This is a genomic window from Faecalibacterium sp. AF27-11BH (assembly GCF_003603005.1).
GTDB lineage: Bacteria > Bacillota > Clostridia > Oscillospirales > Ruminococcaceae > Faecalibacterium > Faecalibacterium taiwanense.
Genome location: NZ_QVGS01000003.1, coordinates 88549 through 114181, shown reverse-complemented (window position 1 = coordinate 114181; position 25633 = coordinate 88549). Strand labels below are relative to the sequence as shown.

Annotated in this window: 24 protein-coding genes and 2 tRNA genes; 7 read left to right on the top strand and 19 right to left on the bottom strand. The window is 49.4% G+C overall.

Annotation, left to right across the window (positions count from 1 at the left end):
• Window positions 1–14 precede the first annotated feature (14 nt).
• From DWY76_RS04655 to DWY76_RS04580, 15 genes are all read right to left on the bottom strand, one after another.
• Complete coding sequence (locus DWY76_RS04655; protein ID WP_120080089.1) at window positions 15–1292, bottom strand: hypothetical protein; 1278 nt, start codon at window positions 1290–1292, stop codon at window positions 15–17.
• 4 nt (window positions 1293–1296) lie between these two features.
• Window positions 1297–2361 carry a glycosyltransferase gene (locus tag DWY76_RS04650; protein WP_120080087.1) on the bottom strand — a complete coding sequence of 355 codons (1065 nt, stop codon included), beginning with the start codon at window positions 2359–2361 and terminating at the stop codon, window positions 1297–1299.
• Window positions 2362–2412: 51 nt separating this feature from the next.
• Window positions 2413–3624 carry a glycosyltransferase family 4 protein gene (locus DWY76_RS04645; protein WP_120080085.1) on the bottom strand — a complete coding sequence of 404 codons (1212 nt, stop codon included), beginning with the start codon at window positions 3622–3624 and terminating at the stop codon, window positions 2413–2415.
• Window position 3625: 1 nt separating this feature from the next.
• On the bottom strand, window positions 3626–4630 hold the full coding sequence (locus tag DWY76_RS04640) for an acyltransferase (RefSeq protein WP_120080083.1): 1005 nt from the start codon (window positions 4628–4630) through the stop codon (window positions 3626–3628).
• The gene (locus DWY76_RS04635) at window positions 4617–4907 is read right to left on the bottom strand and encodes a hypothetical protein (RefSeq protein WP_207665825.1); all 291 of its coding nucleotides are present in this window, start codon (window positions 4905–4907) and stop codon (window positions 4617–4619) included. Before DWY76_RS04635 ends, DWY76_RS04640 begins: the two co-directional genes overlap by 14 nt.
• 67 nt (window positions 4908–4974) lie before the next feature.
• Window positions 4975–5865: a glycosyltransferase family 2 protein gene (locus DWY76_RS04630; protein ID WP_008369183.1), complete on the bottom strand. Its 891-nt coding sequence runs from the start codon at window positions 5863–5865 to the stop codon at window positions 4975–4977.
• A gap of 18 nt (window positions 5866–5883) precedes the next feature.
• A complete protein-coding gene (locus DWY76_RS04625; protein ID WP_279221594.1) occupies window positions 5884–6513 on the bottom strand; it encodes an acyltransferase family protein in 630 nt (209 codons plus the stop codon).
• 339 nt (window positions 6514–6852) lie between these two features.
• Window positions 6853–8034 (bottom strand): radical SAM protein, encoded by a 1182-nt coding sequence (locus tag DWY76_RS04615; protein WP_055260470.1) that lies wholly within the window; start codon window positions 8032–8034, stop codon window positions 6853–6855.
• Window positions 8027–9088 (bottom strand): acyltransferase, encoded by a 1062-nt coding sequence (locus DWY76_RS04610; protein ID WP_243111930.1) that lies wholly within the window; start codon window positions 9086–9088, stop codon window positions 8027–8029. Before DWY76_RS04610 ends, DWY76_RS04615 begins: the two co-directional genes overlap by 8 nt.
• Window positions 9089–9112: 24 nt before the next feature.
• Window positions 9113–10312 carry a glycosyltransferase gene (locus tag DWY76_RS04605; protein ID WP_120080077.1) on the bottom strand — a complete coding sequence of 400 codons (1200 nt, stop codon included), beginning with the start codon at window positions 10310–10312 and terminating at the stop codon, window positions 9113–9115.
• 3 nt (window positions 10313–10315) lie between these two features.
• A complete protein-coding gene (locus DWY76_RS04600; protein WP_120080075.1) occupies window positions 10316–11446 on the bottom strand; it encodes a glycosyltransferase family 4 protein in 1131 nt (376 codons plus the stop codon).
• Window positions 11447–11535: 89 nt separating this feature from the next.
• Window positions 11536–11934 (bottom strand): hypothetical protein, encoded by a 399-nt coding sequence (locus DWY76_RS14540; RefSeq protein ID WP_207665824.1) that lies wholly within the window; start codon window positions 11932–11934, stop codon window positions 11536–11538.
• A gap of 503 nt (window positions 11935–12437) precedes the next feature.
• Window positions 12438–13469 (bottom strand): type I glyceraldehyde-3-phosphate dehydrogenase, encoded by a 1032-nt coding sequence (gap, locus tag DWY76_RS04590; protein ID WP_005945602.1) that lies wholly within the window; start codon window positions 13467–13469, stop codon window positions 12438–12440.
• Window positions 13470–13667: 198 nt separating this feature from the next.
• Window positions 13668–14453: a hypothetical protein gene (locus DWY76_RS04585; RefSeq protein WP_120080073.1), complete on the bottom strand. Its 786-nt coding sequence runs from the start codon at window positions 14451–14453 to the stop codon at window positions 13668–13670.
• A complete protein-coding gene (locus tag DWY76_RS04580; protein ID WP_120080071.1) occupies window positions 14453–15823 on the bottom strand; it encodes a citrate synthase in 1371 nt (456 codons plus the stop codon). The genes DWY76_RS04585 and DWY76_RS04580 overlap by 1 nt, the downstream gene beginning before the upstream one ends.
• Window positions 15824–16069: 246 nt before the next feature.
• Between DWY76_RS04580 and spoIID the strand changes: the two genes are divergently transcribed.
• Complete coding sequence (spoIID, locus tag DWY76_RS04575; RefSeq protein WP_120080069.1) at window positions 16070–17074, top strand: stage II sporulation protein D; 1005 nt, start codon at window positions 16070–16072, stop codon at window positions 17072–17074.
• Window positions 17075–17127: 53 nt separating this feature from the next.
• On the opposite strand, the gene DWY76_RS04570 is transcribed toward spoIID, so the two are convergent.
• Entirely contained in the window at window positions 17128–18147 is a 1020-nt protein-coding gene (locus DWY76_RS04570) for an alpha-hydroxy-acid oxidizing protein (RefSeq protein ID WP_005945594.1), read from the bottom strand.
• Window positions 18144–18329, bottom strand: coding sequence for a hypothetical protein (locus DWY76_RS13940; protein ID WP_165852564.1), 186 nt, complete (start codon window positions 18327–18329; stop codon window positions 18144–18146). The genes DWY76_RS04570 and DWY76_RS13940 overlap by 4 nt, the downstream gene beginning before the upstream one ends.
• A gap of 66 nt (window positions 18330–18395) precedes the next feature.
• On the opposite strand from DWY76_RS13940, the gene DWY76_RS04565 reads away from it, so the two are divergent.
• The 3 genes from DWY76_RS04565 (at window position 18396) to DWY76_RS04555 (ending at window position 19702) form a co-directional block, all read left to right on the top strand.
• Window positions 18396–18487: transfer RNA gene (locus DWY76_RS04565), tRNA-Ser, on the top strand.
• Window positions 18488–18617: 130 nt separating this feature from the next.
• A tRNA-Ser gene (locus tag DWY76_RS04560) sits at window positions 18618–18709 on the top strand.
• Window positions 18710–18826: 117 nt separating this feature from the next.
• Window positions 18827–19702 carry a hypothetical protein gene (locus tag DWY76_RS04555; protein ID WP_165852563.1) on the top strand — a complete coding sequence of 292 codons (876 nt, stop codon included), beginning with the start codon at window positions 18827–18829 and terminating at the stop codon, window positions 19700–19702.
• Between the two features lie 63 nt (window positions 19703–19765).
• Here the strand turns inward: DWY76_RS04555 and DWY76_RS04550 are convergent, their stop codons facing one another.
• Entirely contained in the window at window positions 19766–20494 is a 729-nt protein-coding gene (locus DWY76_RS04550) for a 4Fe-4S dicluster domain-containing protein (RefSeq protein ID WP_120080067.1), read from the bottom strand.
• An 86-nt stretch (window positions 20495–20580) separates the two neighbouring features.
• Here DWY76_RS04550 and DWY76_RS04545 point away from each other — a divergent pair, with 86 nt between their 5' ends.
• Window positions 20581–21231, top strand: a complete 651-nt coding sequence (locus DWY76_RS04545; RefSeq protein ID WP_120080065.1) for a Crp/Fnr family transcriptional regulator — start codon at window positions 20581–20583, stop codon at window positions 21229–21231.
• A gap of 71 nt (window positions 21232–21302) precedes the next feature.
• On the opposite strand, the gene DWY76_RS04540 is transcribed toward DWY76_RS04545, so the two are convergent.
• Window positions 21303–22112 carry an RICIN domain-containing protein gene (locus DWY76_RS04540; protein WP_120080063.1) on the bottom strand — a complete coding sequence of 270 codons (810 nt, stop codon included), beginning with the start codon at window positions 22110–22112 and terminating at the stop codon, window positions 21303–21305.
• Between the two features lie 373 nt (window positions 22113–22485).
• On the opposite strand from DWY76_RS04540, the gene DWY76_RS04535 reads away from it, so the two are divergent.
• Window positions 22486–23868 carry an MATE family efflux transporter gene (locus DWY76_RS04535; protein WP_120080061.1) on the top strand — a complete coding sequence of 461 codons (1383 nt, stop codon included), beginning with the start codon at window positions 22486–22488 and terminating at the stop codon, window positions 23866–23868.
• A gap of 141 nt (window positions 23869–24009) precedes the next feature.
• Window positions 24010–25629: a DUF5046 domain-containing protein gene (locus tag DWY76_RS04530; protein WP_120080059.1), complete on the top strand. Its 1620-nt coding sequence runs from the start codon at window positions 24010–24012 to the stop codon at window positions 25627–25629.
• The last annotated feature ends 4 nt before the right edge of the window (window positions 25630–25633 follow it).

Here is a 25633-nt window from a genome sequence, read left to right as displayed (position 1 = left end):
TTTTTATATTCACTTTAGCAATCCTCCTTAATTTCATTGCTATCATACTGCATTGCTACAAAACCAATTGCCATTCCAAAATAAATTATATAAGCTGTATCCACTCGAATTGCTGAGCTGTGCCACATCAAAAAAATCATAGCGACTGTGAAAATAGCACTTGCAATCATATATGGCCGAATCGCATTAGGATACCTTTTTAACTTTGCCAACAACGTAATAATCAATGTAACAAAGAAAAACACGTACAATCCAAAACCGCCAATTCCGCATTCCAAATACGTCCATTGATTTGTAAACCAGCGATAATTATAGTCTCCATAAGCTCTGTAAAAGTCACTCTGTAAAAATGAAAATGCAGATGTGTCACAATTACCAATACCCAAACCAAACCACTCTTTAATCGGAGTTCTCAGGAATAAATTATTAATCACTTGGAATGATCCGACACGTGGAATTCTATACCCCTCATCAAAAGTCGCAGTTGCATAATCCATAAAATTCTTTTTATTAAAAAGAATATTCAACATATCCGGTGCCAAACGATCAACCAAATTGATAACAACCACAAAGCCCAGTAATAAACCAACTAGAATACCTAACTTTCTAACTGTAAGACCTTTTTCAACATATTGATTAATCAGTGCTGACAAAATAATGCATAACACGGCCAACATTAACATCATCTTTTCCTCAGCCATTGCACCTAGCATAAATGTAGCCGCAATAATAAACGCAAATTTTTTGAATGTAGTTTTTTTAGCAAAATAAAGGCTTGAGTAAAAGCATAAAAGCAACAGGCAGAATGGATTCAAGCCACCACCGCCCCAAAAAATTCCTCCACCAAAATCATCGCTAAAAAGCCCAAGGACAAAATACTTATATATACCAACAAGCGCATTAAGTATTTGTGATGCAAAATAAAATCGAATCACTTTTTCGACATCATCAAGTGTAAAAAAGAGAATTACTCCAAAAAACAATATAAAATAGCGGCAGAGATTTCTTATTCCCCAAAAAATGAGCAACGGTTTTACATAATTTATTCCAGCGCCAACCATTAAAAACAGCAAAAGTGCAATCAAAATATAGAGAAGAGGGGCGCATCGATTTTTAATCTCCTTAATATACTTTGCTTCAAAGTAAAGCAACATCAAATTCAAAACATCACACAAATAGAATGTTGAAAGGCTAATACCAAACAAACTATACGCTACAGAGAACACAATGCATGCGTATAGTATCCAAAATATGCACTTCTTTGGTGTAACTATAAATAATTCTCTTCGCATACTTTTATCTCCCTAAATATTGTTGAGCTCTTATCAACACGATAGTGCTGAAACTCATCTTATGTCTAATACAAAAATGAATCATTCTTCTTGCTCTTGAAAAACTAGCATCTGGTACCATCCATACAATTTTTTGAACCATCTTATTTGTACACATTTGGGAAATCGAACGATGGATTTCTTTAACACCAATTTCTTTTATACAATTGACTTCGCTTTTCATACAAGCAAGCAAGTTATCCAAAAAAGGTCTTTTAATCCTGTATCTCACTTCATCGCTGTAGACATCTGATGCACATAATTCTTCTAAATGCAGTTGAAATGCGACAAGCTTTTCAAAGCGATCTGGCTTATATACATGTGTAAGCGACTGGTCATTTTCGCAATAATAATAATATGCCTTATGTACAACATTAACACTATGTACATTCGGCATGAGTTTCATTAGCGAATACACATCTTCACTAATATACTTTCTTTCGGAGACAAAATGGAAGTTGCATTCTGCCAATAGTTGTCTTCTATATAAGCAACTCCACGCGCTCATTAACAAGTCACTGGCTGTTCCTGTTTTAGGATCTGTACAAATCAACTCTGGTAGGAATTTTGATAAAACTTCTTCACCTTCATACTTTTCCAACGGTGTTTTTGGAATAAATGTTTTGGTAATATTTCCCTGTCTATCAACGTCATGATGTCCAAATTCAATCAAATCTGGATTATCGGAAATTATGACTGTATATAATTCTTCAAACAGTCTTGTATCAATATAGTCATCACTATCAAAAAAAGCAATATAATCTCCAGTAGCAACATCTAAGCCAGAATTTCTCGCCTCACCCAGACCAGCATTTTTTTTATGTACAACCTTAATACGATCATCAACTTTTTCCCAATTATCACACATTTGTGGGCAATTATCCGGAGAGCCGTCATCAACAAGAATAATTTCAAGCTTTTTGTAGGTCTGATTCATGACACTATCAAGGCATCTATTCAGATATTTTTCCACATTATAAATTGGCAGTACAACACTAAATTTAATTTTTTCTTCTGTTTGCTTCATCATATTCTCCTCATAGATGCGCTAAACTGTATTTTTCATACAGCAGTACTACAATTACATATCGTTAACAATAATTCTATACTTCTCATCCCATGTTAGCTTACTGTTCACATATTTATAACCATTTAGTCCCATCTGCTTTGCCAGTTCTTTGTCCTGTCCTAATGTTACAATTGCTTTGCACCAGTCTTCCTTGATGCCTTCAAGTGCCTGGTCCGTATTTACGAATACACCGCAGTCAACTTCTTTTAGCAGCCTACAAAAACTTGTATCAAATGCAACTATTGGCACTGCATATGCCATTGCCTCGAGCAGCACATTTCCACTTGTTTCTCTAAGACTCGGCAAAACAAAAACATCTGCCTGCTGATATGCTTCAGCAATTTGATTCAGCGGACGGTTACCCATTAATTTTACATTTTTTCCAATACCACTATCTGCTATTTGTTTTTCAATTAATGCATGATCATCGCCATCACCAAAAATCAAGAGTTCCCAATTCATATCGGTAGGCATCAAAGAAAGAGCGTCAACAAGAAAAGCTATTCCTTTTTTTCCAATCAATCTTCCTACAAAAACGATTTTGAGAATATCGTTGTTTCCTTTCCGAATAGGAAGATTTTTGTATTCATCTCTTAATGCCAACTCCGGCATTAATGGCACATCTTTTCCTACGATGCGAGAAATTTGCTTTTGAGTTTCATTATTTATGCAATATATCTTATAATATGAGCGCAGTGCTTTCTTATAAAAGGGATTCCATGAACAGCTCTTATTTACAAACTCTCTAAAACTCGCAACCAGTTGATTCTTTTCATAGACCTTCAATGGCCTTGGTGTTACCTGCGCACCTCCCATTGGCCCCCAAATCACCTTTGCACCTTTAGCCTTATATAACTCACTTGGGATTCTGTAATCATTCATAGTAACATGATGAATTACATCAAAATGGATTCCTGAATGTTTAACCCAAAGCCATGCCCAATGCTGCCATAAAATATAATACATATGATGAAAAGCGGAATGCTTTTCTCTGAACCAGTTAAGTGCATTAGGGACATCAACAATAACTAATTCGACATGTTGTATATTAAATTCTTTGAGGCCTCTTCTCGTGTCCTTCTCATTGAATTTCTTAGTAAGAAGGATTATTCTATCTCCTTCTTTATAGTTTTTCTCGTACTGTAAAACCCAATTCCAACCAATACTATCCTCTGAACCCTTATAAGGGTTCACGCTATATGCAGAAATAAGATAATTCACCATTTCACCTCCCAAGAATCAATGTTGAAAGCATATGATTTTTTCTAACGACGTATTTTGACAGAAAAATCGGAGCAATCAATCCCAAAAACAGCATCATCCATGCGTATACTAAATAATCAAATCCTAAAATTTTGCCGCATACAACAAAAATCGCCTGCTGCACATAATAACCAATCATATATATATCCATTCCATAATCACCTAGCACCATCCATAGCTTTTCTCCACAATGGTAATGTTCAATCTGCACTGCAATAACAAAAAGCAGAAATACGCCAATAACGGTTACTGCAGTTGCCAAACTCCAAGACTGAGACTTATAAATACTAACAAACGCAAGCATCATATATCCTACGGAAACAACCGCTATTAACACTATTCCTTTTACTGACATGAGTAGTTCGGAATTCTTTATTATTTCAAAAAGATGCTTTCTCACAGCACCGCCCATAAAGTAAATCCATGCGTAACTCAGGAAAAAGCCAACAATATATCCAGACTGTTTTAATACAACAGTGTTTAGCATATATAGTACAAACATAACACCCGCTAAAACCGTACGACTCACATTATCAAATAAGATTCCAAAAATAGAAATAACAAACAAAGCATACAGAAACCAAAGACCACCATTCGGATTGTTTCTTCCAATTAAAACATCTACTGCAAGAGTAGAATAATTAAGTGGATTCCTTGCAAATGCTCCAAATAATAGCTTAAGAACGGCTGTGACCACTGTTAAAAAGAAATACGGCACCATCAGCCGCTTAGCTTTTTTTACAATAGCTTGTTTCTTTTCGCTAATGCTACGTCTTTTCTCGCCTTCAAGAAATCCGCTAATAAAGAAAAAAGCTGGCATATGAAAACAATAAACAAAACTTTTTATAAAACCCAAAATAGTAGGCGTTTCTGTCGGATTAAAAGAATGTCCAATGACGACACAAAGCACAGCCATTCCACGCATTATATTTATTTCATTAAAATATTGTTTTTTACTTTTTTCCATCGTCAAGCCTTTCTCTTTCTATCTCTAAAAATTGTTCTACCCTTTGTTTTGTAGAAAGTTTGTATCTGTATTTCATGCAGTTTTCAATATACATTTCACTGTTAGAAATCACGTCATTCAAATCGGATTTATTCCACTGTTTCTTCGCAATGCCAAGTTGATAATCTTTGATATAGGTAGAATTTAGCGGAACGTCTATTGTGACAATAGACGTTCTAACTTCAAACTCTTTGGGAAGATGGTCAAAATACGGCAAAATATATGCTTCCCTCTTCATTCCCTAATCCTTGTCCTCTCCACATCTTCCTCAATCCCACTTTAACTAAAGCAGTTGCATGACATAATTATTCTTTTATATCTCGTTTCCACTTTCCATACAATAATTGACTCGGAAGGAAAAGAGCACAATATAAAATTTTGTCACTACTATTACTCAAAAGCTCACCACTTTTTCTTCCAGCGAACTTTCCGTATATTTGATACTGCAGCATTGATTTGATTCTTATTTTCATGCAAGCATTCGAGTCCAAGAATGCCTCTGCTCTAGCTATGCATCCATTCGGGGACTTTATATTGTGTTTTCTACGGTTATTAGTCAGACCATCTTCGAGATAATCTGAAATGTAAATTACGCGATTAAAGAATCGCATTTTATACTTTTCAGACATTCTAACCCAAACGATATCCTCACCTAGAAACTTTTCCCCTTGAAACTCAGGAAATAGATATTCTTTTAGACAGTGCGTATACCACACTTCCGCCATATCTCCACCAATATTTCTATTAATTCGGCACTCAACATAGGATTCTTTCATCCCATCCTGTGGCACACCAGATGTACTTAGATATCCACCATCCGGCTTTCCTCTCAAAAAGCTAAAGCCACAAAGATCACTCTCGTTTTTGTACTTTTTATAAATCTCATTGACACAAGAAATTGCATCTACTGTAAGAGAATCATCGCTGTCAACAATAAATGTCAACGGAGCCTTTATAAACTGATATGCATAATTCAGAGCCGTGTGCTTTCCGCCATTTTCTTTTTTATGATAAGAAATTGGAAAATCTGCCGTCTGCTTCATTTGCTCGACACGTTCGCTTGTATCATCCGTACTACCATCATCTACAATGAGCCACTCAAAGTCCTTACAGTCCTGAGCACATAAGGATTCATATAGTTTTTCCAGAAGTTTTCCTCTATTGTAGGCGGGTGTAAGAACTGTTATATTGCTCATTTTAGACCCCTATCATTTTTATAATTTCACTTTTCTAACTAAATTATCCTGGACAATCTGCAACACACTTGACAAAAGTAGGGTTAATCCAATTGTCCACAATACAATTTCCAAGTTACCTACTTGTTTTCCTTCCGTTGTCTCCTTTTCAAAGAAATAAAGAATAAACGGATGGATGATATAAATTTCATAAGATATTGTTCCTAACCAAATCAGAAATCTTTTCTGTATCTTCACTTTTTTCAATAATTCAATTAGAGGAACAATAAATGCTATCGTGATAATATTCCGAAGAACCGACTGAAACAATTGATTATCAAAACCCACCACACTTAATGTGAGTCTTCCGATAAACAAAATTACAAAAGCTACAATTGCAACAATTTCTTTCCTCAAAAAACCGATTTCAAAATAAGAATCTATTTTTCTCTCATACATCGCCCACAAAATGCCGAGAGGCATTCCAATAATAGATGCATACATTTCATCTCGCGGGTTAACAAAAGCACTTATCAAGATATAAGCAATAGTTATAACCGCAAACCAATATGCTCCTACATTGATTTCTGTATGGTTAAACACTGCATAGAATACAATGTATACGGCTATAATCACCCATATAAACCAAAGTGGTTGGATGTATCGAATTGTAAATGCTTCAGCGATTGCTCTTACAGGTGTCTGCCCCCCCCCAGATAATTTCTAGCCCTATCCAGGTGATTGCGACTATCACATAGGGGACAATAATATTCAAAAGCCTTTTGGACAGAAACCCTTGAAGATAATTCTTCTTTTGCAGTAACCCACAGGTCAAGCCATAGCCTGACATAAAGAAGAAGAACCCCACTATCGGAAATGCAATGTACCAAATCGGTTTCACATACACAGGTAAATTTGATACTCGAAAAGATATGTGGTGCAACATGATAATTATTGCCGCAATTCCTTTACAGCAATTCGTAGTCGTCCTATCCAATCGGCCATCCATTACTTCGTCTCCATCTGCTGTGCGATATCAGCATCCACAATTTCCTCGCCGGTCTTATGCTTCAGCTGCTCCTTAGAAGCCTCACTCAGACCGTTGTTGATCACACAGTTCATATCGCAGGTGCTACACTTATCCAGTTCCTCTTTAGTGACTTTGCCATCACGGTAGTCACGGCAGATCTTCAACTCGTACATGCTGTACGGATGCTTGGTAAACAGAGCCTTAAACTTGTGAACCAGAACCCAGGTAGCAGGTTTCCAGATATACTTGTGCATAGCCGGGCTGACAGAACCAATCATCCAGCAGTCACGGTCGCAGCAACGAACCTTTGCACGAACCTTCTCTGCTTCCGGGCTGTTCCACAGCTCATCCCAAGTCTGGTTGTTCAGGTTGCCCATGACCTCTTTATCCTTGGTGCCATTGCAAGGCATAACATCGCCATACGGATCGATGAAGAAGGTGTCAAAACTCATGTCGCAAGGCAGCAGACGCTTCTGTCCATAGATGTAGTTGATCAGACCATGGTTAAAGTAAGCGCGGAACCACTTCTTCGGGCTGTTGCTGCGGAGCAGTTCGTTGACCAGATTCTCGAAGTTCTTTGCGACCATCGGACGATCGTGGATGATATTCTTCGCCTCAACGAAGTAGAAGCTGTTATGCAGAGAAGCAGTTGCAAACTCCATGCCCATCTCATCGGAAATCTTGTACAGCGGAACCAGGTCAGGAGCATTCTTGTCCTGAACGGTCATACCAAAACCGACATCCTTCATGCCCATTTCACGCAGCTTCTTCAGTGTGCCGTAACCACGCTGGTAGCCGTTCTGCAGGCCACGAATCTCATTATTGGTCTGCTCCAGACCTTCGATAGAGATACGAATACCAATCTGCGGGAACTCTTTGCACAGGTCAACGATACGGTCAGTGAAGAAACCGTTCGTGGAAATAACGATACGGTCAGACTTCTTGTACAGTTCACGCACGATATCCTTCAGGTCAGTGCGGATGAACGGCTCACCACCGGTGATGTTCGTAAAGTACATCTTCGGCAGCTTCTTGATGGTTTCGATGCTGATTTCTTCTTCAGGCTTGGAAGGCGCTTTATAACGGTTGCACATAGAGCAACGAGCGTTGCAGCGATAAGTGACGATGACCGTACCATTTAACTTCTTTTCTTCAGACATGATTAACTCTCCTATTGTTTACTCTCTCTTTTAAGAATGTTTCGATTTTATTTAAGAACCACTTAGCACATACCGAGAACACAACCGAACCGCAGATGACTGCAACCGCTGTGAAGATATATGCCAGCAGACCATTTCCAAATAGATGAACAATGTGTAACTTCTCAAGCACACGATAAATTACCATGTGGCACAGGTAAATCTCGAAGCAGATACCGCCGAGGAACTTGGCAACTGGATTGACCAGTACCCCCCCCCACTTGCACCCGAGGGTATAGACCAATGCTGCCACACAGAAGAACAGCATCGTAAGTGTAGAACCACCTATTGCAAAATAAGCAACTGTGGCAATCAGCAGAATTGCTCCAGCAATAATCTTGTGCTTTGATGCAAACTCAGCCAGTTCCTCACGATAGAGGAAGATCAAGTCGCCAGCGATAAAGTAAATCGCATCGTAGACGATATTTAATCTAGGGGTAAAGCCAACACTAAGTGAATCTACGATGTGGTTTCCATCAAAGAAATAAACTCCACACAGCCAATTAAATACCAGTGCCGTAACTGCCACACCCCACGCTCTCTTCTTGTTTCCAATCAGGAAACAGAAGAACGGGAACAGCATGTAGAACACAAAAATGACTGCCAGTGTCCAACTCACGCCAATAACCGAAATCTTGGCATTCGGCAGAAGCCCCTGACACAAAGTCAAGTTTGCAAAGATTTCAAATAGTGATTCTTTGCTCGGTGAAATCACAAAATCCAACGCACAAAGCAATGCAAAATACGGCCAGATCTTGATGTACCGTTTCTTGTAGAAATCCTCTACGCTAATCTTCTGGTCAATAATTTTCTGGTAATAGCCGCAGCACATTCCAAAACCACTGACCATCATAAAAAGGAAAACGAGGTTTGTGAAAGATGGTATCAGCCTCTCAAACACAAATCCTCCTATCCCATATTCTCCGTTTGCGAGGACGTGCATCAGTGCAATGCCAATGATGGCATATGCCTTCAAACCATCTATTCCCTCATATCTATCCGCTTTTGTAGCCACAAATTCTCTCCTCACATACCAGTCTTACTGATACACCTTCATAATTTTCTCGTAATACTCATCAATGGTATCGAAGCTGATGTCCTTACAGTTCGCACTGTACTCCGCACACAGCTTCTTATCACCCCAGAGCTTCTCGATCTTCTTCTTCAGATCTTCGGCATTACCGCTTTCAAACAACTCGCCGGTCTTACCAACCTGAATCAGTTCCGGGATGCCACCGATATTCGCTCCCAGCACCGGTGTGCCATACATCTGGGATTCCATTACGGAGAACGGGCAGTTCTCATACCACTCAGACGGGTAAATGGAGAACCGTGCCTCACGGATCAGCTTCTCCAGTGCTTCGCCTTTCTGGAAACCAACATTCTTGATGTTCTTAATACCATTTACTGTCTCTTCCAGCGGGCCAGTACCGGCGAAGACGAACTGCACATTCGGCAGTTCCTTGCAGACCTTGATGAGTGTGCCGATGCCCTTCTCTTCAGAGAAGCGGCCGAAGTAGAGGACGTAATTCTTCTTCTCCGTATCTTTCCACTCCACCTTGTCGATGAAGTTGTGCATTGCCACGGTCTTCGTTGCAAACAGAGGATTACTGTCCATCTTGCTCTTCATGAACTCCGAGCAGCAGATCATGGTGTCAATGTACTTGTAGGTACCCTTCCACTTCCAGAACTCGGCTTCCATCATGCCGATGGCAGATTTCGCCGTGGAACCGTGGATGCACTTGCCTTTCATGCAGTTCACGAAATGACCGCCGAGGCACTTCTCACAGTTCTGGTGGGTGTTCGGATTGTTCAGCATGTGGTTCGGGCAGACCAGCTGGTAGTCATGTGCCGTGAAGATGATCTTACAATCTCTTCCGGTCTCCTTGCGCCACTTCACGATTTCCAGAATGATGGAAGGTGTCAGCTGGTAGTTAAAATTGTTCAGGTGACAGACATCCGGCTTGAAGTCGTCCAGAACTTTTCTCAGCTGCACCCGTGCTTCCTTGCTGTAGATGGTCTTGATCGGGTAGGTCAGCTTGCTCAGTTTGCTGCCGCCGTGGAAGTCCATACCAGATGTATAAGCATTGACCCGGTTGCCCACGCAGCGGCCTTCATGCTCCATACCGAAGTACTGAACCTCATGTCCGTGCTGCTCTAGCGCCTCACCCAGCTTAAATATGTAGGTTTCTGATCCACCGTTTGGATATAGAAATTTATTTATTATCAATACTCTCATCTATTATTTTCTCCTGTACAGTTTCATCGTTTCCTTTACAACTTCATCCCAGTTGTATTTCTCGCAGATAAAGTCAGCTGCCTGATTCTTCATTTTCATAACCATTTCTGGATGGTCACAGGCATCTTGCAGTTTTTCTCGCAAGTCCTCTACATCTGACTTTTTGAAAATCAATGCCTTATCTTCCACAACCTCTGCGCACTCCGGAATATCCGAAACCAAACAGCAGTTGCCGTAGCTCATCGCCTCCAGCAGACTTAATGGCATTCCTTCCAGATCGGACGGCAGCGTGTAGATGTAAGCGTTGCTGTACAGTTCATCCAGCATTGCTCCCTGCACAAACCCAGTAAAAAGAATCCGATCGTCACCCTTCGCCAGTTCTTTCAATTCCTCCATAAAGGAATCCGTATCACTAGAGCCACCTGCGATGACCAGTTTTTTATCTGTCTTGACATTCTTGAAGGCCTCAACCAGATATCGAATGCCCTTCTCCGGCACCAGACGACCGAGGAACAATATGTAGGAATCCTTTTCCAGTCCAAAATGATCCTTGATCAGCTTTGCTTCCCGAATCTGCGGCCTATTCACGCCATTAGGGATAAAGTGCGTTTCTCTTCCATAAGTTTCCTTAAAATAATCCTGCACGCCTTTGCTCAGAACAATGACCTCGTCCGCATATTTCGCAGCATTTTTTTCGCCTTGGTGGATAAACTTAGAGCCAAGTCCTGATTGCCATTTCTCGCGCTGCCAATCAATGCCATGGACGGTAACAACAACTCTTTTCCCAAACATCTTCGGCAGCCATGCAAAGAACGCTGGTCCTTCGGCGTGGATGTGCACCACATCGTATTTTCCAAATGCACTATAAAGTGCCGCAAATGCGGAGGAGCTGACTGCAGCAAGTCCGCGCCGTTCAATGGTCGGAACAGACTTCTGACGGATTCCCTCGTACTCCGTTTTACCAGCATCGTCATATTCTGCACCACTCACATGATGGCCTGCTCTATTGTAGCAAGTTACATCACAACCCTTCTGTGCCATTCGGGTGCAGAGTTCTTTGACAACGATCTCTACTCCGCCCTCTCTTGATAATCGCTTCTGTCCGAACATCGCAATCGCAAGTTTCTTACTCATAAATCTTTCCCACAATCCCACTCAATTTCTTCATCAATATCTCGGCCAACACAAAGAGCGGATAGGCTCGCTTGCCTGTCCGCTGGCTGTCACCCCACCCTCATGGTCGAGATTTCTTTCTGGATGGCATTGCTGCCACACAGAAAGATCAATCGTTCATTCTTCGGGTAAGAAAATATGAACTTCGGGTTGCGGAGCCTTTCATTCTCTGCCGTACCCTTGTCCCTATTATGACAGCCGCGTATTATATCTCTAGCCCCTCTCCGCTGAATGGTCGGAACAGACTTCTGACGGATTCCCTCGTACTCCGCTTTACCAGCATCGTCATATTCCGCACCGCTCACATGATGGCCTGCTCTGTTGTAGCATGTCACCTGACAGCCCTGCTGCGCCATCCGTGTGCACAGCTCTTTTACCACGATCTCCACGCCGCCCTCTCTCGACCACCTTTTGTGGCCAAAAACAGCAAGCCTCAATTTCTCTTTCATTTTCCCTTTCCTGTCGCTTTCCCCATTTAGGAATCTCATCCCCATACCGTGCCAAACTCCGGCCCGGTTTCCTTTACATCAGAAAAAGCCCGGACGCATCTACGCCCAGGTTTTTGACTGATTTACGCCGCAATTCATTGACATTTTATTTCCAGAATCATCAATATCAATTTCGTAAATGTATTTATTGACACTAAAAATATTTTACCATTTTTTCCTCTGGGGTACAATACTTTGCAGCTGTATCATTGCCTGCATCATGGCTAAGATTTCCGTACTTTATTCCGTCTTTTTGTTGCAACATATTCATTTTAGAAAGGAACTCGTTCCATTGCTTTTTTGCAGCAAAAAAACACCCTTCCTCTCACGGAAACCCGCAAAAGGAAGGGTGTTGAACTCGTTATCCTGTTGTCGTACCAATCACAGCATGTTCGTACCAGCAAAGCCGGTACCAGCCGTCATTCAGCACGGCACCTCAAGCACTTTTGAGCGTAGAGCTGTGATTAGCAGTTCTCAGCGAAGTACTTAATGGTACGGACCATCTGAGAGGTGTAGGAGTTCTCGTTGTCGTACCAAGACACGACCTGAACCTGATAAGTGTCGTCGTCGATCTTAGCGACCATGGTCTGGGTAGCATCGAACAGAGAGCCGTAACGCATGCCGATGACATCGGAAGAAACGATCTGATCCTCGTTGTAGCCGAAGGACTCAGAAGTAGCAGCCTTCATAGCAGCATTGATGGACTCCTTGGTGACGTCCTTGCCCTTGACGACAGCAACCAGAATGGTGGTAGAGCCGGTGGGAACAGGCACACGCTGAGCAGAACCGATCAGCTTGCCGTTCAGCTCGGGGATGACCAGGCCGATAGCCTTAGCAGCGCCGGTGGTGTTGGGAACGATGTTCTGTGCGCCAGCACGAGCACGGCGCAGATCGCCCTTGCGCTGAGGACCATCCAGGATCATCTGGTCGCCGGTGTAAGCATGAACAGTGGTCATGATACCGGAGACGATGGGGTAGGTCTTGTTCAGGGTGTTAGCCATGGGAGCCAGGCAGTTGGTGGTGCAGGAAGCAGCAGAAATGACCTGATCCTCAGCGGTCAGGGTCTTCTCGTTGACGGAGAAGACAATGGTCTTCAGATCGTTGCCTGCGGGAGCAGAGATAACGACCTTCTTTGCGCCAGCCTGAATGTGAGCCATGCTCTTCTCCTTGCTGGTGTAGAAGCCGGTGCACTCCAGAACGACATCAACGTTCAGTTCGCCCCAGGGAGCGTCCTTTGCGTCCTTAACAGCGTAGATCTTGATCTCCTTGCCGTCAACAATGATGGAGTCCTCGGTAGCCTCGACGGTGTGCTTGCCCTCGCCGATCTTGCCGCAGAAAGAACCCTGAGCAGTATCGTACTTCAGCAGGTGAGCCAGCATCTTGGGGCTGGTCAGGTCGTTGATTGCGACGACCTCGTAACCCTCAGCATCAAACATCTGACGGAAAGCCAGACGACCAATACGACCGAAACCATTGATAGCAACTCTAACAGCCATGTTAATAGTACCTCCTAATTATTTTACCCATAATCGGATAAATCACGGTATCTTTATTTTAGACCAAAACGCAGAAAGTTTCAAGTGTCTGCCAAAAAATTAACAAGACATTCACTGCATTTTTTGCTTTTGTACGATTTTAATTCCTTTCATTCCCTGCTTTTCGGCAATTGCGCCAACAGAGTGCCAACATTTTTGTCAGCTCTCCCCGTTCAAGCAGGCTGTAACGCACGCTCCGCCAATGCCGCCCACGCAGCAAAGGCCCAGTCCGGCAAAGATCTCCGGCCAGACAGCCGGTGCGGCCCAACTCAGGCCGCTCATCAAAACCAGTACATGGGGCAGCTGCCAGCACAGGCAAAGTGCAAATGCGGCAAGCCCGGCTGCGCACAGTGTTTTGCCATTGCCCGGCTGCGGGACATGCAGCGCCCGGGCCAGCGCTGCCAAAAATACCAGTGCCGCAAGCGCCTGCCACACCGCCGCTGTAGGGGTCACGCGGTGCCAGCTGGAGCTGTTCTCCATAAAGCGCAGCAGCACGTTCCAGTAGAACAGCAGACTGCCCGCCACGGCCAGATACAGCCCGCCAAAGGGCTTTTTCCACTCGTTGTGGCTGAGCCAGCAGCGGCCCATGGTGCTGAGCCACGCGGAGCACAGGCATTCCAGAATGCACCGCACAAAGCCGCCCAGACCGGAAGCTGCGCCCAGCGCGATCTGTGCACCCGCTGCGGCCAGAAAACATACTGCACCGACAAAAGCCAGAATACCGGCCAGCGGCCTGCGGCTACGCACCGCTTCCGAGCGGGAAGGCTGTGTACGGCCCACAAGCACTGCAGCCAGCACCACGATACCCAGTGCCAGATAGCGCCACCACACAGAGCCGACCACGCACAGACCGGTGACGGCATCGGTGCCAAAGGCAAGGTCTGCCGCGCGCAGCACGCCCAGCAGAATGCTCAGGATAAAAACGAACAAAACAGAAGGATTCATCAGCGTTCCTCAATCGGCTTATATTTCTGGCGCACGCCCAGATACTTGTAAGCGGGACGAATGATACGGTTGGCGAATACCACCTCTTCCACGCGGTGTGCACACCAGCCGGGCACACGGGCAATGGCGAACAGCGGGGTGTAGATATCCTCAGAGATGCCAAGCATGTTGTAGATCAGGCCGCTGAACAGGTCCACGTTGGCGCACACCGGCTTGGTACTGCCCTTTTCCTCGGCAAAGATGCCGGGGGCCAGCCGTTCGATGCTGCACAGCATATTATACTCTTCCTCAAAACCTTTGTCGTAGGCCAGATGGCGGGCGCGCTGCTTCAGGACCACCTCACGAGGGTCGCTGATGGTGTACACCGCGTGGCCCATGCCGTAGATCAGGCCGGAGCCATCGCCCGCCTGCTTGCGCAGGATGCGGCGCAGATACTCGCGCACCTCATCGTCGTCCTCGGGGTTTTCCACATGCTTGAGGATATCCTTCAGCTGACGGTTCACCATCAGGTTGGCACCGCCGTGCTTGGGGCCCTTCAGTGCACCGATGGCCGCCGCGATTGCGGAGTAGGTATCGGTTCCGGAGGAGGACAACACACGGGTGGTAAAGGTGGAGCAGTTGCCGCCGCCGTGGTCGGCGTGCACCAGCAGGCACATATCCAGCAGCTTTGCTTCCTCGTGGGTGAACTTCTGGTCCGGACGGTAGGTGCTGAGGATGTGCTCTGCCGTGCTCTGGCCGGGCTTGGGCAGGTGGAAGAACATGCTCTGCTTATCGTAGTAGCGGCGCTTCATCTGGTAAGCGTTCACCATCATGGTGGGCATGCTGGCGATCAGATTGATGCTCTGGCTCAGGATGTTCTCCAGACTCAGATCCTCGGCGTGCTCATCATAAGAGTAAAGGCCCAGCACGCAGCGCTGCAGCTTATTCATGATATTGGGCGAGGGGGCGTTCATGGTGTCCATGAAGCCTTCCGGCAGGGCGCGGTGCTCTGCCAGGATCTCACAGAAATCGTCCAGCTGCTCCCGGTTGGGCAGACTGCCGAACAGCAGCAGCCAGATCACCTCTTCAAACACAAAGCGGTCATTGCGGTAGGCCTCGTCCACGATCTCGTTGATGTTCACACCGCGGTAGATCAGCTTGCCGGGAGTGGGGATCACATGGCCTTCCTGATCCTTTTTATAGCCCACAACGTCGCAGACGTTGGTCAGGCCGGCCAGCACACCGGTGCCATCCGGGTTGCGCAGGCCGCGCTTGACCCCCAGACGCTCGCTCGTCTCCGGATCGATGTAGTTGTTGGCAACATATTCCTCACACAAAGTCCGCATCGTGTTCGGGTCCAGCGTTGCCACCTCCGAATGTGCAAAATTCATAAGGGGAATTCTCCTTTCATCCTATTTATATACTTTCCCGCCCACCCTCAATGATGGGTATAATTCTATATTATCGCTTTTGACGAGTAAATTCAAGCATTAACTGCACCGTTCAGCGCTCAAAAAGTCGGTTTGGTGCTTTTTTGCACTTGCACCACAAAAGGCTTTTTCCCTGTTTCGCATCTTTTTTCAGGGTATATCCGGTATTCTGATTAAAAAAACACCGCTGTCGGAGGGTTTGGGACTATGAAAAAGTTTTTTCTGCCAATCTTTGCGGTCCTGCTGGTGCTGGGCACCATTCTGCCGCTGGCTGCCTACCGGATCACACGCGCCGTGCTCAGCGGGGCAGAGCCCGCATCTTCTGCCTTATCTTCGCCTGCAGCATCTGCGCAGCCGCCAAGTGCCGTGCCTTCTGCGGATGCCGAGACCTTTCTGGTGGAGGATCAGGCCACCGGACAGGTGCTGGAGCTTTCCCGTCAGGAATACGTTCTGGGTGCTGTCGCCGCCGAGATGCCGGTGAGCTGGCCGGACGAAGCGCTCAAGGCACAGGCCGTTGCCGCCCACAGCTATGCGCTCTACTGCCGGGACCACACCACCCTGCAAAGCGGTGCTTGGCTCACTGCCGACCCAGCCCGGCGGCAGGGCTGCCTGACCGAGCCGGTGCTGCGCAGCTACTGGGGCACAGCCTACGAGCAGAATTACGCCCGCCTCTCCGCCCTTGTGGACGAGGTCTTGGATGAGATACTTTATTATGAGAATGCTCCTGCCTGCGCCAGCTACTTTGCCATTTCCAATGGGCAGACCGAGGCCAGCGAAAATGTATGGGGTTCCGCCCTGCCCTACCTCATTTCAGTGGACAGCAGCACCGACCGTTCCGCTGACAACTACGAATACACCGTCACCTTTTCCGCAGAGCAGGTGCAGCAGGCCCTTGCAGGCCTTGGCATTTCTGCCGACCTCGCCGCGCCGGAGGGCTGGTTCGGCCCGGCAGCGCTGACCAGCGCCGGATACACAAAAGCCGTCACGGTCTGTGGGCAGACCGTGACCGGCACGACCCTGCGCCGGGCGCTGGGCCTGCGCAGCACATGCTTTACGGTACAGTACCAGAGCGGGAATTTCAGCTTTACCACCCGGGGTTACGGCCACGGCGTGGGCCTGAGCCAGTGGGGCACAAAGGCCATGGCGGAGCAGGGCAAAAGCTATGCCGATATTCTGGCACACTACTACCCCGGCACACAGCTGCAAGGATGAAAAAGCGGCCCGCACCGCAAAGGCACAGACCGCTTTTCTATTCACTCTTTTTCTTATACCCGCACCATATCCGGGGTGATTTCAGCCAGAGAATGCGCACCGCACATCTGCATGGTGTCGGCCAGCTCACCGGCCAGCTTATCAATGTAGCACTTCACGCCTTCCTCGCCGCCGCCATACACAGCCGTGACGAACGGGCGGCAGATCAGCACGCCGTCTGCACCCAGTGCCAGTGCTTTGAACACATCCACACCGGTGCGGATGCCGCCGTCCACCAGGATCTTCACGCCGGTGCCCTTGAGGGCTGCTGCGATCTCCGGCAGCACCTCGGCAGTGGCCGGGCACTGATCCAGCACGCGGCCGCCATGGTTGGACACCACGATAGCAGCCGCGCCGGCTTCCTTTGCCTTCAGTGCGCCCTTAACGGTCATAACGCCCTTGACGATGAAGGGGCGCTCGGCCAGCTTGACGATCTCGGCAAGCTCTGCCACGCTCTTGCTGCCTGCGGGCGGAGTCATGTTCTTCAGGAAGGGCAGACCGGCTGCGTCCACATCCATGGCCACGGCAAAGCAGCCGCTGGCCTTGGCCTCGGCCATCTTTTCCTTAATGGTATCAATGTTCCAGGGCTTGATGGTGGGCACGCCGCAGCCGTTTGCTGCGCCAATGGCCTTGGTGGCCATCTCCATAACGGTGGGGTTGGTGCCGTCGCCGGTAAAGGCAGCGATGCCGTTCTCTGCACAGGCGCGCACCAGCACATCATTATAGGTCATATCGGTATAGGCTTCCGAGTAGTGCAGGTTCACAGCACCCACCGGGCCTGCAAAGAACGGGTACTTGAAGCTCTTGCCAAACAGCTCAATATGGGTGTCCGGGGTACCGCCCTCGCACAGGGTGTCCATGTTCACGCGGATCTCGGCCCACTTATTATAATTGCGGATGGCCGTATCGCCCACACCCTTGGCACCGGGGCCGGGGATCTGGTTTTTGCAGGCCACGCCGTTGCACACCGGGCAGGCCTTGCAGTATTTGCCAATGCACTCACGGGCATTGGCCAGCACTTCAGGATAAGTCATAAGAAAGCATCCTCCTTTTTTATTCCACTCTGCGGCCGCAAAGATTTCCCGCCGCAGTACTCTCCTGCTTCATCATAGTCCGGTTCAACCGCTTCGTCAAGGGTTTTTGCTGCATCCCTGAATTTTTTGCCGTTTTTTGCCTGCACAGAGATGTCGTTTTGAAAAAAACCCATTTTTTTCAAAAAATCCTTGACAAAAGCGGTTCTTTCAGGTATTATAGTGTGGCGCTACGGCGTACAACCGAATATGGAAAGATGGCTGAGTTGGTCTAAGGCGCACGACTGGAAATCGTGTAACGTGTCAAAAGCGTTCTGGGGTTCGAATCCCCATCTTTCCGCCAGAAATCCGGAACCTTTGGGTCCCGGATTTTTTGTTTTATCTTCTCATTTTTCATTTTTTTAAAAAAAGTGCTTGACAAATGCGCACCTTTCAGGTATTATAGTAGAGCGTTGTGACGCACAACTGAATATGGAAAGATGGCTGAGTTGGTCTAAGGCGCACGACTGGAAATCGTGTAACGTGTCAAAAGCGTTCTGGGGTTCGAATCCCCATCTTTCCGCCAGGAATCCGAAACCTTACGGTTTCGGATTTTTTGTTTTTTTCAGCGCTTCTCTGTTCCGCCTTGACTTTTGTCCGCTGTTCCGCTATGCTGAATAAAACATCTGAGGGAGGATTTTTTATGGCATCTTCCAAACGAAAAAAGCACGGCGCGGGCTATGTGGTCCTGATCGCAGTGCTCATTCTTGTACTGCTTGCAGTCGTGGCCGCTGTAACCGGGTACAGTCTGGTAGCCCGCCGGGTGAAAGCGCTGCAGGCAGGCGCGGCCTTTACCTTTGATTATGAGATCACATCCACAGCCGATTCCCCTGCCCTTTACACCATCCTGCAAAAGACAGGCTCCACCAAGGGCACCGTCAGCGGCCTGTATGCGCCGGACGCACTGCAGCTGAGCATCTCGGCCCCGGATGCCGTTATCCCGGCAGGCCCGCTCACCCGGGTGTATATCAGCAGCAGCGAGACCTTATACGATGTCGGGCAGCTGTACAAAAATATCCGCTCTTCCATCACCGACAGCTACCCGCTGGCAAGCCTTCTGCTGCCGGACTGGAGCCTTGGCAGTTATATCTCGCAGGCCCAGCTGGCAAGCCTGCTGGGTGTGGACACCACAGCCACCAGCCTGCAGGACATGACCGAGTTTGAGCTGCCGCAGAAAAAGCTGCAGCGCGTACAGCCGGAAAACGCAAAGGACGGCTACCTTTATTTTCAGCTGGATACCGGTGATGCCAGCGCCAATGCACCGGTACTTGTTATCGGGCTGGAAAAGAGCAGGTTCTTTGCGGATGCCATCCCGGTGCACATCCTGCTCACCATCCCGGAACACGGGGTCAGCATCCAGCTCACTGGCACCGTGAGTGCCCAGACCGTGGTGCTCACTGCGCCCACATCCCGCATGAAGGACGAAGACATCCAGACGCTGGTGCAGATCCGCGATACCATCCAGAGCGTGCTGCAGTTCGTGCAGACCGCTGCCAACAGCGTACAGAACGCGGGCTGATCTTTCCGCAAACATCAAAAGCCAGAAACGGCAGCAGTCGTTTCTGGCTTTTGTTCTGTCATTTTACCGGTCGAGGATGCGGCCATCGGTGGAGAAGGTGACTACATTCCACGGGATGAACTTGCCGCTGTTCTTCAGAGCAGTGATGGCAGCGTGCTCCAGCCCGCCGCAGCAGGGCACCTCCATGCGCAGCACGGTCACGCTCTTGATATCATTGCTGCGGATGATCTCGGTCAGCTTTTCGCTGTAATCCACAGCATCCAGCTTCGGGCAGCCGATGATGGTCACATGGCCCCTCATGAACTCCTCGTGGATATTGGCGTAGGCATAGGCGGTGCAGTCGGCGGCGATCAGCAGCTTGGCACCGTCAAAGTAGGGCGCGTTCACCGGCACCAGCTTGATCTGGCAAGGCCACTGTGCCAGCTGGGACTGCATGGGCACTGCGGCTGCGGCAGGTGCGGTCTGCTCACGGTGGAACTGTCTCATCATGCTGCCCGGGCAGCCATGGAACGCCGGTGCGGCGGGCTGTGCCTGCTGCTGGGCGGCAGCGGCCTTTTTCTGCTTGTTTTCCAGCACAGCCTGCTCGTCATAAGCGGCGGCTTCGCGCTCGGTAAAGGTGATGGCACCGGTGGGGCATCCGGGCAGGCAGTCGCCAAAGCCGTCGCAGTAGTCGTCCCGCATCAGCTTGGCCTTGCCGTTCACAAGGCCGATGGCACCCTCGTGGCAGGCGGTGACGCAGGCACCGCAGCCGTTGCATTTTTCTTCGTCTATATGAATGATTTTGCGGATCATGGAAAAATCCTCCTTGCTTTGATGTTCTGAGTATACTATAATCAGACCGTGCTTTCGGTTGTTATAACCACAGAAAGAGGATTTTTATGAAAAAGATCGCGTCGCCCCTGTTTCAGGATCTTTCAGAAGCCGAGCTGGATACCCTTGCCGCTGCCGGGCACCTGCGCACCCGGCAGTTTGCAAAGCACGAGGTCATCTTCCACGCCGGAAGCTGTGTGCGGGAGATCGGCATTGTGCTGCGTGGTTCCGTGCACATTGAAAATCTGGATCTCTGGGGCACCAAAAGCATCCTGAGCAGCGTAGGTGCCGGGCAGGCCTTTGCCGAGACCTACGCCTTTTGCGGCGAGGCCTTGATGGTGGATGCTGTTGCGGCCGAACATTGCGAAATACTGTTCCTGCACACTGCCGCCTTTACCGATGCGCGGATCGAGCCAGCGCTGAAAGACAAGCTGCTGCGCCGCCTGCTGGCGGTGTCCATGCGCAAGAACCTCAGCCTTTCGCAGCGCATCTTCTGCACAACGCCCAAGACTGTTCGCGGACGGCTGCTGACCTATTTTTCCGCACAGGCAGCACGCTGCGGCAGGATGGCGTTCGAGGTGCCCTTCAACCGCCAGCAGATGGCCGACTACCTCAATCTGGACCGCAGCGCCCTCTCCAAAGAGCTGTGCAAAATGCGGGACGAAGGTTTGCTGGAATTTGATAAAAACCGCTTTGTTTTAAAGCAGCTTCCAGAATAACCAAAAGCGCCCGCCGGGCAGGGCTGGACCTCCGGCGGGCGCTTTCATTTTAACAGGTCAATAGAACGAGATCAGACCGTCTCCTTCTTCTTGCGGGGTGCGCACTTGCGCTTGGGCTTCTCCGCAGCGGGCTTTTCCTCTGCAGGTGCTTCTGCCTTTGCAGGCTCTGCTTTTTCGGCAGCCTTGGCGGCGGTCTTTTTTGCGGCGGTCTTACGGGCAGGCTTTGCGGGCTTTTCTGCCGGTGCTGCGGTCTCTGCCTTCCCCTCTTCTGCAGCTTCTGCCTTGGCGGCAACCGCCTTTTTGGTGGTGCGGGGCTTGCGGGCCGCAGTCTTCTTGGCCGGTGCCTTTTCTGCAGCGGGTGCAGCTTCAGCGGCAGCCTCCACAGCAGGCGCCTCGGCCTTCTTTGCGGCACGCTTTGCGCGCTCCTTCACCTCGGCAATGGTCCACAGCTGGTCATCTGCGCCGGATACCTCCTGCCAGATCTGCAGCACAGTGCCAACCGCAGCGCCCATGCCAACGGTGTCCACGCACTTGCCGCCGGCCCAGGAAGAGCGCAGGCGCACAGTTCCTTCCGGGGTGGGCTGAACGGTCCACATCTGAGAGGTGCCGCCCACATCCTCCCACAGGTGCAGCCAGGTGCCGTTGGCGGTGCCGGTCATGGTCAGGTCCAGCAGCTTGCCGGATGCGCGGTTGCGGATGCGGTAAACGCCGTCACCCACGCGGATAAAGCTCCACTCCTGCTCAGGCTTATGCTCGTACTTGCCCAGACGGACGGTACCGGCTTCCTTGGTGCCCTCCACGGCCTGAATGACGTTGCCGGTGTGCGCGGCAATGGTGTAAAAGTGATCGGCTTCGATCACGGTCTGTGCAACAGTTTTCATGGTTTGTTCCTCCTATAGATCGCAGCCGCCCGGCTCTGCCTGCGGCTACCACTTGTATTTTGTATGCAGCCTGTACAGATGTGCAGGCTCTTTTGTTTCCCTTATGGTAAATGATACCACATATCGTGATTTTCTACAAGCAATTCGACCAGCCTTTAGCAAAACAGACAAAAACAGTCAAGCTTTCCGTCCGTTTTTCTCCCGCTCCATGGGCATTTCAGGCACCATTCTGTACCGGTTCGGCTCTCGACTTTTTGCCGCAGCTGCGTTATACTATGGAACGTGCATCCCGTGCACACATTCAAATTTTCCGCCGCTCTGCTGCTGGGCGGCTTTTCTTGACCTATTCCTTATGATAAAAGGAGGTTCTTTCATGTCAGCAGACGAGCTCAACATTCAGCAATACAAAAAAATGACCGAGACACCCATTCCAAAGCTGATCCTCGGTCTTGCCGCCCCTACCATTTTAAGTATGCTCATCACCAGCATCTACAACTTGGCCGATACCTTTTTTGTGGGCCAAATCTCCACCAGCGCTTCCGGTGCGGTGGGCATTGTTTCCAGCCTGATGGCCATTATTCAGGCGCTTGGCTTTACACTGGGCCACGGCTCCGGCACCATCATCAGCCGCAGCCTTGGCAGTCGGAACACCGATGCCGCCACCCGCTTTGCTTCCACCAGCTTTTTTACTGCTCTGGCCGTTGGCGTGGTGCTGGCCGTTGTGGGCCTTGCCACTCTGCCCAGCTTCATGATGCTGCTGGGCAGCACCGAGACCATTCTGCCCCACGCCTGCGCTTATGCACGGCCCATCCTCATTGCAGCCCCGCTTATGATCTCCAGCCTTGTGATGAACAACATCCTGCGCTATGAGGGCAAGGCGAACTTTGCCATGATCGGCCTTGTGACCGGCGGCGTGCTGAACATTGTGCTGGACCCCATCTTTATGTTCGGCTTGGGCCTTGGCACCGCCGGTGCAGGCATTGCTACGGCTCTCAGCCAAAGCATCAGCTTCTGCATCCTGCTGTCCATGTTCCTGCGGGGCAAAACCGTCAGTCAGTTCCGTATTGCTGCCGTCACCCGTGAAGCGCGGGAGTTCGGCATGATTCTGGTGGGCGGCGCGCCCAGCTTTGGCCGTCAGGGCCTGCAGAGCATCGGCGGCATGCTGCTGAACATTGCCGCCCGCAGCTACGGCGATGCCGCTGTGGCCGGCATGAGCATCATTTCCCGCATTTTCATGTTCATCATCTCGGTAGCCATTGGCGTTGGGCAGGGTCTGCAGCCGGTGGCCGCGTTCAACTACGGTGCACGCAAATTCCGCCGGGTGCAAAAAGCCGCAGTTTTTACCATGGGTGCAGCCTTTTGTATGCTGGTGGTGCTGGTGAGCCTGTGCTGGGTCAACAGTGATGCCCTCATCCGCCTGTTCCGCGACGACCCGGAAGTTACCGCCGTGGCGCTGCCCGCCTTCCACTATCAGTGCCTTGCCATTCTGCTGCAGCCGGTCATTGTGGTGGCAAACATGACCTTCCAGAGCGTGGGCAAAGCCGGACGCGCCACCTTTCTGGCCTGCTGCCGTCAGGGCGTGTTCTTTATCCCGCTCATCCTCATTCTGCCCCGCACTTTCGGCCTTGTAGGCGTAGAGATCTGCCAGCCCATTGCGGATGCGCTCACCTTTATTGTTTCCCTGCCGTTCCTGCTGGCCTTCCTCAAGCAGCTGGACCGGATGGACGATGCTGAAAAAGCCAAAGCACAGTCCTGAAAGTCTGTCATAAAACTGTAATCAACAGCCGCGTTTTCCTGCAATGGAATGCGCGGCTGTTTCGTATTATAATTGAACTGGAAAACCTTTCCGGCTTTCTTTTAAACTTTGTTCCTTTCCATACTGTAAGGAGTGATCTTTATGAAGCGTAACGTTTGCCGCATAGGCAGCTCTGCTGTATGCGCTGCCCTGTGCCTTACCCTTGGCTGCAGCTGCAGCGTGCTGCCGCCCGCTTCCGGCAAGCCTGCTGCTCCTGCTTCCTCAGTGCCCACCGATGCACACGGGGATCCGCTTTACGACAGCTCCCGGCTGGACGACGGAAAGCTGCGGATGCTTTACGGTTACGACAATTCCGGCGGTGCCTGCACCGTTCTGTGCGGCAGCAAGGTGCTGTACCAGTCCTTCCGCAGCGAGAACGTGAACCTTCTGCAGGACACCGTGACCGGTGAGACCAACTACTGGTTCCGCACCTGGGCCGACCCGGACGCTTATTGCGGACGGCGCAGCGGCCTGTTTGACAAAGACGGCAATGAAGTCATGACCTTTGAGGGGGAGCAGAACGCCTCCATGCAGAACGGTCTGCTGGTGCTGCAGGAAGCCCACGCCGTGAACGGCAGCTACGAAAACGGCTACGACGATTACGGCACCTGTCAGGTGATCGACCTTTCCACCGGTGAACGTCTGCCCGTGCCGGATGGCGCATACCGCTGCATCGTGTGCGGGGACAGGCTGGTGTTCACCTGCTATGCCCGCCCAGCAGACCTTGCCGAGGACGCATGGGACGATGAACCCGCCCTGCACAGCTGGGTCATTATACAGACGAAGGACGGTACACAGACTTACGGCGCAGATGCCACTACTGCCCTGAGCCTTTCCTATGCACCGGACAACCTGACCGACTGGGTGGAGCTGGACACCTGCCACGCCAGCGGCGAACCAACGGACGAAACGCTCTATAACCCCGCCACCGGCGAAGGCTTCACCGGCTTCCGACAGGTATGCGGCAGCGGCACCGCCTGCTTCGAGACCAGCGATGGCCGCTACGAGCTGCGGGATCTCGCCACCGTGGACCGCACCCTCATTGGCACCTTCGACGACCAGCCCAGCAGCTATTTCCCGGGCTATGTGGTCACATGGCGCACGAGCGGCGACTTCGGCTATGATCTGCACGACCTTGTTACCGGTGAGGTGACGCCGCTGTACGCTTCCAGCGTCATGAGCGACACCATCGCCCTTTACTATGAGGACGGACGGTTGAAGGTGTTCAACACCGAAACCGGCGATTTGATCACTGATACCACCGTGGAGCCAGTGGAGGGCCAGCAAAGCGTGATGATGGATAACAAGGGTGACGGCTACGTCTGGCTGGAGCTGCGGGATAACGATAACTTTGAGACCACCGCCACCCGCGTGTACGGCCCCGAGGGCCTTGTCTCCGACCTGACCCATCTGCAGGACAAGTACTATGCCCTGAACTATCTCATCACCACACCGGAGGGCAGGCCGCTGTACTGTGGCAACGCCAATGCGCCCAGCAGCAACGGCTCAATGTGTGACGTGCTGGATGAAAACGGCAACATTGTGTTCTATGGCCTTGGCAGCTGCTACAGCTACTACGACAACAGCCTGAACCAGCTGCCAGAACACGTGTTCGTTGCAAAACGCGGCTTTTACTACGGCTGGATGGACACGAACGGCAAATGGCTTTACTGCCAAAGCATCTTCTCTTCCATCAACGCCGACGATGAAATGGGCTACTGACCCA